This window comes from Parapedobacter koreensis, assembly GCF_900109365.1.
In the GTDB taxonomy this organism is placed as follows: domain Bacteria; phylum Bacteroidota; class Bacteroidia; order Sphingobacteriales; family Sphingobacteriaceae; genus Parapedobacter; species Parapedobacter koreensis.
Genome location: NZ_FNZR01000008.1, coordinates 268,296 through 282,891, shown reverse-complemented (window position 1 = coordinate 282,891; position 14,596 = coordinate 268,296). Strand labels below are relative to the sequence as shown.

14 protein-coding genes are annotated in these 14,596 nt (G+C 48.9%); 6 read left to right on the top strand and 8 right to left on the bottom strand.

Annotation, left to right across the window (positions count from 1 at the left end):
• The first annotated feature begins 404 nt into the window (after positions 1-404).
• Positions 405-869: a hypothetical protein gene (locus BMW65_RS18710; RefSeq protein WP_143053928.1), complete on the top strand. Its 465-nt coding sequence runs from the start codon at positions 405-407 to the stop codon at positions 867-869.
• An 87-nt stretch (positions 870-956) separates the two neighbouring features.
• On the opposite strand, the gene BMW65_RS18705 is transcribed toward BMW65_RS18710, so the two are convergent.
• From BMW65_RS18705 to BMW65_RS18685, 5 genes are all read right to left on the bottom strand, one after another.
• Complete coding sequence (locus BMW65_RS18705; protein ID WP_090607709.1) at positions 957-3,017, bottom strand: IPT/TIG domain-containing protein; 2,061 nt, start codon at positions 3,015-3,017, stop codon at positions 957-959.
• Between the two features lie 10 nt (positions 3,018-3,027).
• Positions 3,028-4,818: a Kelch repeat-containing protein gene (locus tag BMW65_RS18700; RefSeq protein WP_090607707.1), complete on the bottom strand. Its 1,791-nt coding sequence runs from the start codon at positions 4,816-4,818 to the stop codon at positions 3,028-3,030.
• Positions 4,819-4,835: 17 nt separating this feature from the next.
• Positions 4,836-6,197 carry a WD40/YVTN/BNR-like repeat-containing protein gene (locus tag BMW65_RS18695; RefSeq protein ID WP_143053927.1) on the bottom strand — a complete coding sequence of 454 codons (1,362 nt, stop codon included), beginning with the start codon at positions 6,195-6,197 and terminating at the stop codon, positions 4,836-4,838.
• Between the two features lie 6 nt (positions 6,198-6,203).
• Entirely contained in the window at positions 6,204-7,538 is a 1,335-nt protein-coding gene (locus BMW65_RS18690; RefSeq protein ID WP_090607703.1) for a WD40/YVTN/BNR-like repeat-containing protein, read from the bottom strand.
• A 130-nt stretch (positions 7,539-7,668) separates the two neighbouring features.
• Complete coding sequence (locus BMW65_RS18685; protein ID WP_143053926.1) at positions 7,669-8,052, bottom strand: hypothetical protein; 384 nt, start codon at positions 8,050-8,052, stop codon at positions 7,669-7,671.
• Between the two features lie 73 nt (positions 8,053-8,125).
• Between BMW65_RS18685 and BMW65_RS18680 the strand changes: the two genes are divergently transcribed.
• Entirely contained in the window at positions 8,126-8,509 is a 384-nt protein-coding gene (locus BMW65_RS18680; RefSeq protein ID WP_218145462.1) for a DUF4260 domain-containing protein, read from the top strand.
• A 9-nt stretch (positions 8,510-8,518) separates the two neighbouring features.
• Here the strand turns inward: BMW65_RS18680 and BMW65_RS18675 are convergent, their stop codons facing one another.
• A complete protein-coding gene (locus tag BMW65_RS18675; protein ID WP_090607749.1) occupies positions 8,519-8,863 on the bottom strand; it encodes a TfoX/Sxy family protein in 345 nt (114 codons plus the stop codon).
• A gap of 92 nt (positions 8,864-8,955) precedes the next feature.
• Positions 8,956-9,816 (bottom strand): AraC family transcriptional regulator, encoded by an 861-nt coding sequence (locus BMW65_RS18670; RefSeq protein WP_090607699.1) that lies wholly within the window; start codon positions 9,814-9,816, stop codon positions 8,956-8,958.
• A 131-nt stretch (positions 9,817-9,947) separates the two neighbouring features.
• On the opposite strand from BMW65_RS18670, the gene BMW65_RS18665 reads away from it, so the two are divergent.
• The 4 genes from BMW65_RS18665 to BMW65_RS18650 all read left to right on the top strand — a co-directional run bounded on the left by BMW65_RS18665 (position 9,948) and on the right by BMW65_RS18650 (position 13,159).
• On the top strand, positions 9,948-10,922 hold the full coding sequence (locus BMW65_RS18665) for an AraC family transcriptional regulator (RefSeq protein WP_177181212.1): 975 nt from the start codon (positions 9,948-9,950) through the stop codon (positions 10,920-10,922).
• A gap of 60 nt (positions 10,923-10,982) precedes the next feature.
• The gene (locus BMW65_RS18660; RefSeq protein ID WP_090607697.1) at positions 10,983-11,990 is read left to right on the top strand and encodes a helix-turn-helix transcriptional regulator; all 1,008 of its coding nucleotides are present in this window, start codon (positions 10,983-10,985) and stop codon (positions 11,988-11,990) included.
• A gap of 76 nt (positions 11,991-12,066) precedes the next feature.
• On the top strand, positions 12,067-12,651 hold the full coding sequence (locus tag BMW65_RS18655; RefSeq protein WP_143053925.1) for a MauE/DoxX family redox-associated membrane protein: 585 nt from the start codon (positions 12,067-12,069) through the stop codon (positions 12,649-12,651).
• Between the two features lie 172 nt (positions 12,652-12,823).
• The gene (locus BMW65_RS18650) at positions 12,824-13,159 is read left to right on the top strand and encodes a hypothetical protein (protein WP_090607692.1); all 336 of its coding nucleotides are present in this window, start codon (positions 12,824-12,826) and stop codon (positions 13,157-13,159) included.
• A gap of 62 nt (positions 13,160-13,221) precedes the next feature.
• Here BMW65_RS18650 and BMW65_RS18645 read toward each other — a convergent pair whose 3' ends face one another.
• Positions 13,222-14,574, bottom strand: a complete 1,353-nt coding sequence (locus tag BMW65_RS18645; protein WP_177181211.1) for a RagB/SusD family nutrient uptake outer membrane protein — start codon at positions 14,572-14,574, stop codon at positions 13,222-13,224.
• Positions 14,575-14,596: the final 22 nt, after the last annotated feature.

The window sequence follows — 14,596 nt, the reverse complement described above, 5'->3', positions numbered from 1 at the left end:
AAGTTAGGGCAGCAGATGGAGCTTTTTAGCCAAAGGTATAACTCACGGCTTATTCTCATTGCTTGTCTTTATTCTTCTGAGTACAAACTAACGATACATTTATAGCCGCTGTTTTTCCTGTAGCTTCATTCCGGCCGGATCGACCCATTTTGTGGGCCACGGCCGTCGCCTTGGGCAATTGCCCCTTTAGCTGATTGCTCCCTGTTCTTTTTATCAGGAGAATTCCCCATTCATCTATAAAATCCGGCTTTTGGTCTAAAGCATTTACCGTTGGTCGGCTCCTACCTGCCGTTCGTCTAAAACCACCTAACTGCGCTGCAACGTTTCGGCCATACCGTCGTCATATCTACAAAAAACAAGAAAAAACAGTAACAATGATTTATTCACCATTAAAAGATATCATCATGAAAACGTTCGTATTAAGCACCCTGATTAGTGTAGCAGCCCTTGGAAACAGTTTTGCCAGCACACCAAATGACCCGTCAAACGACAAGAACACCGTCACCACGCTGAAGGAAACCGCAGCCTTCCACCAGCAAAACATGGTCGTACTCTACAACCAGTATGACCTGGCTGAAGCACGCATCAAAGCCAGCCGTGGCAACCATGCCGAGCTGGAGCGCGATCACAAATTTTTCGTGGGCGTGTACGAGCAGGACATCGCGGACGGCATTCGCGTGGAGCAGAGCAAAAAAGCCATTGAGGAAATAAATGCCCGCTATGCCAAGCTGCACGCCGAGCGCGATGCCTACGAAGCCAAGGCGATTGCAAAATTGCAGAAGCACTTGCAGGTAGCCCTCAAAAAAGAGGAAAAAGCTTACGCCAAAGCAAAGGATGCGCTGGCCGAAACTGTCACTGCGGCACGCTAAGGCAACACTCCCCGTTGGGATTCAATATATCACAAGCAGCCTTCCCTCCGCCGGGGAAGGTTTTTCCTTTTTCAGGAGCGCAGCTGACTACCTTAGTTGGTCCAGCTTTATTTCATACAATCCTCCGTCGTCGCCGCCTGCATTATTGTGGATAAACACATAAGCATTCCCACCCAACACAAATGCACTGCTGACCTCACCATAGCCCTCGTAGGGATTCGTGCTTATCGGTGTAGAAAGCGGTGCCCAGGTCTGCGAGGTTGGGTCAAACTGGAAGCAGGTACGTGAACTATAATCGTAATTGAAAGATTCACCGATAATGACATAGCCCTTGCCGTTGGCTACGAAGGCACTACCCCCCTTTCCTTCGATCGGCCCCCCAGCCGCCACGGACGTCCAGCGATCTGCGATACAATCATATTTACAAAACCTGCCACTACCAGTCATCACAGCTCCTGCACCAAGGTAGATATTATTCCCAATGGCAAAGGTAATGGGATAACCGATATCGAATCCCTCAAACAATGCATGGGGTAGTCCTGATTTGGAAGTCCATTGCTTTGTCTTGGTGTGGTACGCATACAATGCGAACGTCGCTTCGCCAGCTAAGAAGTCGGCAGGCCGGCAAAGCAGGTATACCTCATCGCCGACTGTAAAGAGAGCCGATATACTGGAACTTTTTGCCGGATCGGTGGTAAGCGGAGGCAAGGTTTCCCACGTGTTATTGCCTGGATGATATGCGCAGAAATAATCGGACTGCCCACTGAAGGCACGATATTGATAAATCCGCTCCCCGGTTGCCGCATAAAGGCCTCCGGGGCGGTCAGTCTTGGTATTGACTGCTCGCCAGCTGTAATCTGCCTGGTTGAACCGGTAGATCCGTATCTTTTCGTGATCGGCTACAAGCGCGTAGGCTACACCGCCGATGGTGAATACCCCGTTGGGCGTACTGTAACCAGTGGCCGTATTGAAGCCTTTGGAAACCATGGCCCACGGATCGGCAATAGCAATATCGCGATCGTGCGAATCACTGACATCCATAAGCTTTACCTGCAGGGTGGCCTTCCGGCGGGGATATGGCCCCGGAGGCACTTTCACTTTTAGTTCCGTAGCACTGCCACTGATAATTTCTGCCTGGACACCCTCAAAAAACACCTCGTTTCGGTGATATTGAGGGTGCAGGTACCGGGCTTTGATGGTCACCTCTTCATAGGTGGTGACGACTAGGGGCGCAGACTCAATAATAGGTGTTATAAGCTTGAAAGCTTCCGCAGACTGCACCGTCTGGGATTGGGCGGTCACCGTTAGCACATTCGATGACGCGGTAAGTTCCTCAGGAACCCTCACTTGTAGTGCCTGCCGTGTGGCCGATAAGACAGGTACACTGAAATCTCCGATACGTACAATGTTTTGCGTGCTATCGGTATCGAAGTGATCACCGAAAATGGTAATCATTTCGTTGAACGTAGCTTGGGGTGTGAAGGAGCTGATAACAGGTGTATACAACGCGAATTCGTTTGTGACCGTAGCAGAAAAATCCTCATACTGCCAACGGATGATGGGTTTCACCTCCTGAAGGTCTGCTGGTACGTATACCCTCACGACGCTATCATTTAATACGTTTGACTGTGCATAGGTATCACCAAACATGACCTGGAAATACCGAGATGAAAAATACTTGCCATAGATGTGCAGGCTATCCTTCAGGTGCGCCCGAAGCGGCGCAATCGAATCAATCTTGGCTGCTTTCGACCCCGTCGAGACAAACGCTTTGACATTATACGTGCTTAGCTGCGTGCTGTCATTCACAGTGAATACGCTGAAGTAGTATTTCCGATTCTTTTCGAGCTGCGTATGGAGATCAAACCGGATGATCCCTTTGGAAAGCGGCTTGTTTTCGATATAGTGGTATTGAGTTGTATAAGGTGAAAACAAACTATCCATTGATAAGACAAATCCATATTTGAGGGTAGCCCATGGAACTTCAAGCACTTCAGCGACAAGCTGTACACCGCCATCCTGAAACACATGGGCTTCACTCGCAATGATGGCCACCTCGTCTTTCTTGGGCGGATTGACGTCGTTCTTCTTGCAGGCGACTATCGTTACGAGCAACGTCAGCAAGCCAACTGTATACAAGCTTTTCATCGTTGAATGACTATTGATTGTCCATACTAAACTCCCAGACTTCTTTGCTTGCGTAAGTGGACCATGAAGCGTTGTCCATAGCGCCGCCAATGATATAAGCCTTCTGTCCGATTACAAACGATGAAAAACCAGAGCGGGCGGCTGAAACGACTTGCTCTACCATGCGCCAGGAGTTTGTTTCCGGCGTGTATTCCCACACGTCGCCAATCTGGCCGTAATCATAATACCCGCCATAGACGTATCCTTTGCCGTTGAGCACAAATCCCGTAGAAGACCTGCGGAACGTGCCGGGGAAAGGTGCCGCTTTAGACCATTTCTTGGCCGCCGAATCATACACGTCCATGTCATTGTTGTAACCCGCGTCGTAATCATGGCCCGTGGTTAGGTAATACTTATCGCCTATCACGAATGAAACGCCTTCATGATGCGCCTTATCAAGCGTGCCACGGTACTCCCAGCGGTCGCGGTTCATTTTATAGTACTCGACGACGCGAGCCTCATTCATCGTTACACTGAAAGCTTCCCCGCCTATTGAAAACCCGCTGATAATCCGCTCTATGGGCGCTTCCAACCAGACAAATCCCTGTGACCAGCGGTTGTCCGATGGTGTATAGGTGTACCAAGCTTTTCCAATGCCGTATTCGTTACTCATCCCACCTCCGACATATATCTTGCCGTCATGAATAAAATTCAATGATGAGTACATGTCGTCATTTGGGAACGTGTGATTGAGCAGTTGCCACTGATCAGCAGCAGCGTCGTAAGACCAAATATCATCCGGAGGGGGCAATCGCTCGATATCTATACGGCCCAGCGCTCCGAGTCCGAAATATCCAACACCATCCAACGAACTGGCAAAGGTATAATAGCGGGCAGACCCAGGAAAGTCCCGAAGTTTCCGCAGGTGCTTCAATACGGCCACCTGAAATTCGGAAGTAATGGGTTCACCAATGGTAGATACCGCCAAGGGCGCTTTGGTAGACATCGGCAGGTCGCCGACGACAAATTCAAGCCGGTGGCGGTCTACGGACACCACTTCAAACGTACGCCCGTCGTGCATGACTTTATTGAATGATGCCTGAGGATTAAAATTCTTACCGTATAACACAACGCGCTCGCCTACTGCCGGATAATAGTTAGACACCGAGTCCAAGCGAGGCAACTCAAAATACCATTGCTGCACATTCGTGGAACCATTGACATTGATTTCCACATCGGGCCGCTCCAAAACAACAGCGTCGGGTATTACAAAGCGGATAGCTTCTTTATCGGAATAAACAACAGTTGCTGGCACGCCGCCCACACTAACGGAAAATTGACTCGATGAAGAAGGAATATTTTGTATATGCACGGTAACGGTGTCACCCCATGTACCGAACGATGGCGTGACCGTGCGTACGACAGGTCCCCGGCTACCTTGACCTACAAACTGAATGGCCCGGCTGAAGTGCTGCTGACCGCCAACGACAACATAGGCGACGACCTGATAGGTGACACCCGCTTCGATGCCTGTCTCGGCCTTAAGCGTAAAGTTGCCATCAAGGTTGGGGCGTTCCGTATCAACGCGAAAAGCAGCCTCAGCAGTCTGCGGGTCTGCGCTTGCTGACCATACGAACCCCACCTGATCGATTTCCTCCCAGGATAACCCACCCAGTTGAGCAAAAAAGACCGCACCGGTCTCATCGACGGTCGTAACGGAGATATCGGCAATGTATTGTGATCCCTCCGGCATTTTTTCCTTTTTACAGCCTACAAACGCCAACAAGCCAACCAGTAGGCAAAAACGGTATATTATCTTCATAGCTTATGTTGAGAAAATCAATACTTTACATAAAGCCTGTTGGCCGATTGTAAGATGAAGCTGCCGTCGGGCTTCCGGTAGTACCCTTCGATGGGTTTGTCAAATCCAAGGTCAAGCATTCCCCAATTTGCATTTTTGCTATAAATGCCGTGCTCATCGTGCCACATGACGAGATACAGAACATCATTGCCCACAAATTGGATACCCTTGACGTATTGGTGCGACGCATTCCACTTGTAAATACTATGGGCCATACCCTCATAAGTTTCGGGGGATATAACCGAAATCGTGGCATCGCCCGCACCGATGTACAGCATCCCATCCGGTCCAATCTTAAAATCTTCAACTTGGTACTGCTTGTATTTATAATCTATCGGCACAAGTTGCCAAGTATCTCCCTGATCACCGGATACATACAGGTCGCTCCAATCATCAAAAAGATAAAGTTTACCGTTGGGATGTCGATTCAGCAACCTATAACGCTGAGACCGACCATTATTAACGACCAATTTACGCCAAAACTTGCCATTGTCCGTACTTCGGTATGGACCATCAACGTAAAAACTAACAAATAACTCATCATCAAATACATTGAACATCGTCGGATCCCGGTGATCCAACAACCCATCGTTTATAGGCACCCAGGTTACGAGATCTTCCGAATAATATACCCCGTGTTCCCTGGTGACCATGTACAGCCAGCCCTTGCTATTGAACTGTGCAGCACGCACATCTACGCCAACAGGCAAGTTTGAAAGCGGTTGCCAATTGATCCCGCCATCTACTGATCGGGAGATGGTCTGATCAATAAGGTACAGCACACCGTCGCGGCTAATGATATGGGCATTGAGGTAATCATTCAGTTGGCAACCGCACGCATGCCCCCACCCTTGCGGCTTCACACCACTGGCACTGACCGTAACGGAATCATCGGCTGGCCGCTGGTCATAATAAGCAGGGTCTGCCCGATACATGGAATCAACATAAAGCAGGATATCCATCTCCTGCACCGCATTGTCGCACCCCAGTTCCCACTGTACCCTGATATAACTATCCAGATCAACGGGCACCAAATCATCCGTATAGTAATAATGCTGGTCGATAAGATTGGTCGCTCCGTTGCCTTGGCGCTTCCGGAATCTGACGAGGTACTGGTAATGGGGAGCGTTGCCCTTGCCATAAATCTTGAAAACAATGGAATCTTTTAAGTACTCACCGAAGACTCCCGACTGGTTGTTGCCACTGATCAGTTCGATGACGCCAGCACGGCCATCCTGATTCCAGTCAAGCGGTGGCCCGGCACTTTCCTTCTTGCATCCGAAAAACAGGGCACCAAAAGCTGCTAAGCACAGCCAGTGCATAATAGGTGGTTTATTCATGCATTTTTACTGATTGCTATCCGTTGTAAGTGTTTTTAGGTCATAGCGCACCAACACGCCCCCGCCGTAGGCGAATACCGTGTGCTCATCCAGAAAATGGGCGCCAGTAACCTGATTCATACCATAATTGCCAATCAAAATGGTCTTCCAAGTATTTCCCCCGTCTCTGGTCTCAATGATTTCCCCTATCGCGGAAATCGCGTAGCCGTGGTCTGTGCCGAAAAACCGGAGGGCTACAATGTCATAAAATAAACCGGTGGATAACTTCGTCCAGGTATTCCCGCCGTCCCTAGTCCGGGTGATACCACCTTGTTGTCCACCGAAATATACTGTTTGCTCACTTACCGCATGACCAACGTACCACATATTGTTCATCGGAGACTCCTGAACATGCCAGGTGGTTCCTTCGTTTGTCGTCTTCAATAAGACACCAGCCTCACCGCCGACGTAGCAGGTAGCTGGAGGGATGCATGTAATGCAATAAAATGAATGAATTAGATCCAATCCTGCATACTGCTGCCAGTTTTTCCCGCCATCGGTGGTTTTGCTGAGCTTACCATTTATACCCACTGCCAACAAGGTATTGCGATCCAAAAAACCATAGCCCTTCGTGCTCAAGTGTCCACCAATGGGCGGTGTCCAGTCCTCGAAGGTAAATGTCTGGCCCCCGTCATGCGTCGTGTATGCATAGTCATTCGTGACGAACAGGTATCCAGTAGTGCGGTCATAAAAGGTAATACCATAAATGTCATCACGATTATCATCGACTATCGGACTTTTTGATTGCCACGTATATCCGCTGTCTGGAGAGTAGAGGACACCGACACCCGGACCCACGGCATAGGCTTCGCCATTGTCAAAGAAATGAACATCCGAGATACCAGCGTGAGCATGGAGGTACACGGTGTCCCATTTCGGAATGGCGCTAGCAGCAACGACGATAGAGTCAAGCACCGTACAGCCACCGATGGCATATATCCCATCGTCACAGTTGAAATATGCTTTTAGCGTTATCCGGTGTTCAGTCTTCTCGGCAGGAAGTATCCATAGGTATTTATAATAATTACTTTGCCCGTCATTTGCTTCTCCAACCAAGCGCAGCCCCTCTTGGGGAAAAAAATGTTCGGCTGTAACCCGGAGACGGTATTTAGCCAGGTCATTGGCGTTGTTGGGCGTAACCTTGATAACCAGGGTATCGGTGAGTTGGTGGCCAGCGAATCCATGTTGATGATCTCCTGAGATAGCAGATAAATTAACGGTGAAATCGGAAACCATTTCTTCCTCTTCCTTCTCAAGGGGCGATGCCTCTTTTTTGCACGAATAAGCAAATAAAAGCGACATTATGAGCACTATACAAACAGACAGGCGATGCTCGGTCATTGGCTTTAGGTTGATAATTGACTTGCTAACTATATATTAATGTTACAAATTTGCGTGAAACTGCGCAAAGGTAAATAGTTTAAGTGTCTTTTCAAATATTTTCCCTTTTCTCATATTCGTAGAAATACTCCGACACAGACGTCAAGGCACCGTCGCCTTGATAGCTTTCTATTCGTGAGGCCTTCCGCTGCTTATAGGAATAGCGCAAGTAATTTAACAATTTCAATCCGTCTCCAGCGTTGGAAAAAAAATGGAGTGTATGCGGCAATGACGACGGCAAACCACTCTCCTCCGAATCATAAACATGGTCTGTTATTTGACGCGGTTCCTTTGCCGTGCTATTGGCGTATTCCAACGTTCTAACCAAGCGGTAGTCCCCCTGATCAGGTTTATCCACCTTGTTTTTCCTGCATCCGGTAATGCAGATTGATACAAGGAAGCAAATGGCAAAACAGCGGATACGTATGTTACACATGGCGGTTGAAGGCTTTTAACATATGGAACACAGCCATTTTAAAACTACCTTTGACATTACAAAAATTACTGTCATGAAACAGGAAAAAGCGATGGATATCATCATCAAAATTGAAGAAGCGGCTATAACAGCAATTGCAATTTATTTTTTAGCTGCCTATAACCTCGGCATATCCATTTGGGTGTGGATATTGCTATTCTTCAGTCCCGACGTTTCCATGCTGGGCTACGTGGTAAACAGCCGTGTGGGAGCCTTCACCTATAATCTATTTCATCACCGAGCGGTGGCGCTAGCCGTATTAACCGTCGGTTATTTGATGCATATGGATGTCCTGATCACTTGTGGGCTGTTGCTGTTTGCACACGCTTCGTTTGACCGCATGCTGGGTTATGGCCTGAAATTCCCAGATGATTTTAAGCATACCAACCTGGGCTGGACGAGGAAGGCTACCGGTTAATTGGCATGCTCAACGTCTTGAGCTGGCCTTGGCCTGCGCGTTATAGGCAAGACATAATTCCAGCCAATAGCTAAAGTCTTCCGGTTGGCCGTACCCCTCAGGGCCGACATAGCAATATCCCGCAAGATTTTTTCCCTTCATGACCATGGGCCGGTATCCCCTGCGCTCAACGATCTCATCAAGATTGTCCGGATCAAACCGGCACATCAAGCTGTCTCCGCTGACGTTGATGCACATCTTGCCATTGACCAAGAACGCCAAGCCGCCAAACATTTTCTTTTCCTCGATAGCCATCCTGGGAATTCCCCTGAGGTATGCCCTTACTTGTTGAACCAAATCGTTGTCGTATGCCATATCTGTCAAGCCGATCAAGACCAAAGACTGTTTTATTTATCAAACTTATGCAAAAAAAGCTGAATTTGTGTTGCTATAGCGAGTCCGATGAGCTATCCCCTTACCGGAATCCATACTTCGCTGTAGGCATAATCTTTTTTCTGCCTGTCCATTTTGGTAAACGAAAATGAAGGTGCATCGATTACCTCATAGTTGGAAGAAGGCAGCCATTCTGCGTATATGCTGGCCATGGTCTGCTGCAAGGTAGCCGGGAATGGCCCTTCGTTTGGAAACACGGCCCATAAGCCGGCTTCAACGGGCACTTTTTCCAATCGGTCGCTTAGTTGGTTTTCGGTTGTCAAGACACCGATTAAATGCGTCAAATCGCCCTCTTCTTTCATAAACTTGGCATCCGCATCATAGGACACATTGACGACTTCATACGGTGCGATGTTTTGTAGAGCATGCATTTCAGCCTTTTGCTCATCCGTGATGCTTCGCGCAAGCGTTACAATCTCGTTGTTGACGCCCTCAAATTGCATGGGGACGCGTTTGCTTACACCGACGAAGTTAAACGCCGGTTTGTTTTCTATGCTAAATTCCATAGTAGTTCCTCCTTTGACCGTGATGATAAATGAAAGTTTGGGAAATGATTTATGGGTCTTCTCTTTAATGACGTCCGAAGGCAGCATCCCGCTCCACTTTTTAAATGCCCGGGTGAAGCCGTCCATTGACTGGTACCCGTATTTGAAGGCCACATCGGTTACCCGCTCTCCAGCCAGTAAATCCTTATTGGCTTCCGACAGTTTCCTGTTTTTGACGTATTCGCTAAGCGTCAGCCCGGAAAGGTAGAAGAATACCTTCCTGAAGTGAAAGTCCGGAACTTTGGCATATTCGGCAATAGCTTCAAGTGATAGATCCTCCGTGATGTGGTCTTCAATGTAATCAATTACCCGATTCAATTCGTTTAGCATTTTTCCTTCGTTTGATGCAGCAAAATTACCATTGCTTTTTTTCCGCTGCTCGACTTCTTTGCATAAAATATGTCGAATCGTTAGGCAAAAAATCGTATCTTGCTCTCACATTTACCTATCAAGCCAGCCTAATGGAAAAGAAAAACCGCCCGATAGATGTCTGTCTTCACTTTCCGTCGCTTTCGCTTCATCGCGGCAATCTGCAAGTTTCGCACACCTCTTCCCCTGCTATACAAATCCGGTTGAAGCAGCGCCGGATTATCCACTACCTATTGATGGAATTGCATTTGCATCCAGAAACCTCCTTGCGCATGGAGATCAATATCACGGAAGTAGGGCTGTATTATTTCCTGATTTCCGAAGGTAATTTATCAATAGTGCGACAGGGAGCTGAGGATATCAGCTGGCAGGCCAATACTACGGAGTGCCAGGTATTCTACCTAAAACCCGGCCAATACTACGTTCAACTTGAATCTGGAAAACATTCGATAACTTGTTTTGCAGTGCCGGTTGCCTGGTTTGAGCTGCTAAGCCAAGTTTTGCCTGTGCTCAATAGCTACATCCAGCAAATGCATCGCCACCAAGTTGCCATTATTTTCCCAAGACACCGGCTCGCTGAGGCTATGGCTACCTGGATCGCCGATTTAAAAAACCTAAGGCTAACAAGCCGACTGGATCTTAATGACTTCCATTCACTTAACAATATCCTGGCACAGTACGACCAACATTTGCAGGAGCTGCTGGACAAATCGCCACGGAAAACGTATCAACAAATTGTTGTTGACTTTTATACCTATAGTATGCGCCATATGATCGGCGGCCCATTTCACACAGTAGCACAAATTGCAGCCGAAATCAATTGCACGCCCAAAACACTGGCAAGGGCATTTGCTGCCGTCACAAATCGTGAAATGACCCCTGCAAAATTCTATCATACGCTTCGGATGAAGACGGCCGTCCGGTTGCTGACAGCGGGCGAACCCATAGCCCAAGTCGCCGAACAACTGGGCTACGCCGATACACCTTCATTCTCCAAGGCTTATTTCAGTTGCTTCGGGCACAACCCTTCATTGGCTAAAAACAATCCAAATGCTGTCCCAAAATAACAACTCCTATTGCCGGAAAATGACAACGGGCAACGCACCATCTCCGCATAATTTAGCGAGGTGCCACAAGCCTTCCATATCACCTTTCCGTTTGAAGTCGTCGAGCGCCGGTATCGGCCTGGTATACATGCTCCGCTTTGCACCCATCCCATCCCCCTTGCGTTTACTATCGCCTACCATCGCCCTACCTTATCTGACTTCCGGTTTGTACGTCAGTATTATGCCAATACCCTTCTGACGGTAGATCTGTTGGAAGGAAAATGTCCCGATCCGTTTACACTCATTATACATCAGCAAAACACACCGACTTATGTATTTGCTGTCATGCTTGAAGGGTCGGCCCGCTATGATCATAAGGGCAGCCAAAAATCTGAAACCCTGCTCCCCGGCACGGTTTATTTCGCCAGGCTATGTGCCACAGCATATCCCATCCGTCTTCTTGAAAACACCTGCAGGATGTTGTTTATTGCTGTCCATGCCGCGCAACTGGCCGTTATCGGAGAAGATTTTGACGAGCTGGCCGACCTTCTGGGCGGTAGCGCCTTGTCTGTAGGCGACCATTTCAGCCCTCCGATACAGGCAGATAGCGTCTTCATGCGACGCCTTATCAGGCTTATCAGCCCCGAGGGTATCAAGCGCCGTAAGGATTTCAATGAGCATCTCCAACAACGGCTGTCCGGTGTCTGCTCGGCCATCAAAGGCTTATTGCGTGGCAAGGGACAACACCACTACGACGACGAAACATTGGAAAAAGTCTTGGCCCATATCAGCGAGCATGAGTACCTGCATGGGCAACCGCCCACGCTGAGGGCCGTGCTCAAACACGCGCGTGCATCGGCAGATAAACTCGAACAGCTCTTCGGCGAAAAACTGGGCACCACGCCCTCGGCATACCTTCTTGGCCGTAGGATGGAGGCCGTCCGAAAGCGATTGCTCCAAACCGATGATCCCGTATACAAAGTGGCAATGGATTTCGGCTACAGCGATGCGGCCGCACTCAATAAACCCTTCAAAAGACATTTCGGAATCAGCCCAGGGCAACTGCGTAGGCAATATCGAAATGGTTAATTTCCCGATCAAAACCCAAAATAACTATCGGTATTCTAACAACTAAGGAGGGCCAGGCCCACCCTACCTTTGGGTCATGATCACTATTAGAAAACATATCGCATTGCTCCCCATGTTCGTAATCCGGCTTTCGCTTGTGGTGTTGTGGCTGCCCGTCGCAGCGGAAAAGCTGTGGGATTTGCAAAAATTCCACGGCACCCTGCTGCGGCAGCCCTTCCCCGCCTGGTGGGCCGATACCCTGTATTGGCCGCTGCCGGTGCTGGAGCTGGCCACGGCCGTGCTCATTGCCTGGCCGGATAGCCGCAGGCGAGTGCATCACGGTATGTGGCTTTCGGCATTGCTCATGCTTGGCTTTACGCTTTTCATTCTCTTCGGTGTGCTGGGCTGGTACGAAAGGCGTCCGTGCGGTTGCGGTTCGGTCATCAGCGGATTGTCGTGGGAGGATCACCTGTGGTTCAATACGGCATTCCTGCTGCTTTCCATCTTTGGCATTTGGCTCACGCGGCCAAAGCACCCGGCAGGCCATCCACACCGTAGATACCGCAAAGCACTCCGGCTTTTCCGCCGCAGGCGCATTGCCCGCCAATTATACCGTTACCGTGCCGTTGCCATCCGGCTGCGTTTTCCAAGGAAGATGGCCGTATTCCGGCGTAGGGCCTGATGACAAACCCCTACCCTGCCTGCGTCCGTTCCAAGGCGAACGGATGAGTGCACGTGGCCGGAATCTCCACGTCAGTGACCGGACGAGTGTAACGGCTTTAACCAGCCATTAAGTTAAATCAAACCTTTTTTTGGGGTGCTTTTTTTCCAACTGCGAAAGAAAAGCCCATAACATGGTAAATAAAACCATCACATACTTTAAACAGTATTTTTTCATGCTGGCCTTAGCGGCCACATTTGTAGGGTTCTCGGCGTTTAAATACGTACATCGCACAAATAACCATCAGACAGAAAAATGGTTCATGTACGACGGTGAAGGGCCAATCAACGAACCATCCAGCTATCAATTGGGCGACGGTAACGGAGAAACAGAGCCGGACTGCGGCCCTGCAGGCCTGATCCGGTGTGCGGTATTTGTTGAATCAGATGGGGGATCTCCCGAACTTCCCGATGAAGATGCCCTTGCTACAGTTGGTTCTTCAAATATCAAAACAAGGACAGCTGGCTAAACGGAATTACTTCCAACATTAGTTCAGGGGGCGTCCGCGGAACGCCCCCTTTTTATTTTTCACTATTTATTCTGAGGAATTCCACTTGACTCAATCACTTTCAAAGGTATTGGGAAAATGTAGCCGCCATTATCGGGTGATAACCGATACGCTTGTCCATTGACCGTGCGCATGATCTCGACTGCGAATCTTGGATCATTGTTCAACCGTCTCAAATCCGTCCAACGCAAACCACGGAAAATAAGCTCTTTACGACGTTCCTGAAGCACTATATTCAACGCTTCTTCCGCATCAGCGGCATCGAAATCTATAAAGGAGCCCTCGATATACCGCTTTTCCAGCAGTTCATTCAGGTCTTCCATTGCTTCCTTCCATTGCCCCAGCCTTGCACGGCATTCTGCCCTTATCAGATACAATTCATCGGTTGCAATGCCGGTGAATAGCCCCCTCGCTCCGTTGTAACTTCCCCTGAATTCGATGTCGTCGGATGCATGAGGCTCGAAAAAGAGCGTTTTCCGTAAGTCATTGTCTGCATAGCTTCGGTATAGCAGGGTATCGACCTTGGCCGATGGGTAACTCAGTCCCGGCCACCCAAAAGCTGTACTGTGGTAAACAACTTCTTCATTGAATTGCTCAATTGGATTGGCAAGAGACACGTCCTTTGTGTTGAAATCCATCAATTCCGAATTGAGCCCCAAAAATTCATTGGCATATTCAAGCGCTTGGCCATATTCGCCCATCACCAGATAAGTTCTGGCCAATAGGCCCAACGCAGCTAATTTTGACGGCCTTGTCACGTATTCCGTATGTATGGGCAACAGTGGCACTGCCCCTTTCAGATCCCCGACAATCTGCTGATAAGTCTGCTGCAGGGAGGCCCGCACCGAAGGCTGGTCGATCGCCGGCTCCAACCGCAGTACAACGCCGAGGTCCGTCTCGGCCGCTGATGCGTCATACGGTTTGGCAAACAGTTGGGCCAATTCATAAAATGCCATTGCCCGATGGAACAAGGCTCCCCCTTTTACCGCGTCCCATTCCATTCCGTTAACTAATGTCCTGTCTACCCTGCCGATGCCATCTATAATCACATTGGTGTGCAGCAATGCCGCATAGGTATTGGTCCAGTCGTTCGTATCGAAGTCATTGAATACATCACGCTGCCATGTGTATGCATTCTTAGAAGTCACGTCGTATAAAGCGTTCCAATCCGCGTCTTCAATATACAGATTGTCTGAAGCGATCATGTGGGCTGCCGGCCGGCTTTCATTGAGGAAGCGGGTGGCGTCCAGCAACGCCTGCATATCACTTAATCCATTGGGTACGGCCAACGCCTTGTCCGGCTTCATCGCCAAATAATTTTCACAGGAAGATAATAAAAAAATGGCCGCTATGGCAATAGCTATTATGTGTTTCATCGTCATTTCTATTGAAGTTAAC